This window comes from Bacillus cereus group sp. BfR-BA-01441, from assembly GCF_022663075.1.
Lineage (GTDB): Bacteria > Bacillota > Bacilli > Bacillales > Bacillaceae_G > Bacillus_A > Bacillus_A cereus.
In genome coordinates, this window is record NZ_JAKUEU010000246.1 from 1 (window position 1) to 580 (window position 580).

A 580-nucleotide genomic window follows, 5' to 3' on the forward strand; every position below is an offset into this window, starting at 1 on the left:
TCCGGTAGGTCCAGTACTTCCGGTAGGTCCAGTACTTCCGGTAGGTCCAGTACTTCCGGTAGGTCCAGTACTTCCGGTAGGTCCAGTACTTCCGGTAGGTCCAGTACTTCCAGTAGGTCCAGTAAGTCTGTATGGAAGAATAATTTCAAGAGCTATTGATACTAGTTCTTCTATTCTTTTTTCATTTTTATCTTGAATTTAAATCACCTCATTTTTAAATTAGAATGCAATAAGTTTCGTGTTTTTGGAATGGAACTATCATTTTATTATATTAATAGTAGTAGTTAAAGCAACGGTAAAATGTTTAATAACTGTATGAATCATTTGGAAAGAAAAAAGAATAGTTATGAAAGTATTCCTTAATAATAGACTCATACTTATGTAAGTTAATTAAAAATATGTGGAATGAGGAATTAAATTGAAGCGGAATGATAAATTATCAATAAATAAAGGTAAGATAGAACCTGAGAATATTGGACCTACATTTCCAGCTCTTCCACCAATATATATTCCAACAGGAGTAACAGGAGCAACAGGAGCAACAGGAGCAACAGGAGCAACAGGAGCAACAGGAGCAACA

The 580-nt window shown here is 35.2% G+C and carries 1 protein-coding gene and 1 pseudogene; one reads left to right on the plus strand and one right to left on the minus strand.

Translation table 11 applies throughout. From position 1 onward, the window contains the following. A pseudogene (locus tag MR107_RS30335) lies at positions 1-198 on the minus strand (collagen-like protein); the annotation flags it as partial. A gap of 220 nt (positions 199-418) precedes the next feature. On the opposite strand from MR107_RS30335, the gene MR107_RS30340 reads away from it, so the two are divergent. Next, positions 419-580 (plus strand): exosporium leader peptide-containing protein (locus tag MR107_RS30340; RefSeq protein ID WP_242293174.1); only part of this gene is annotated, 162 nt, incomplete at its 3' end.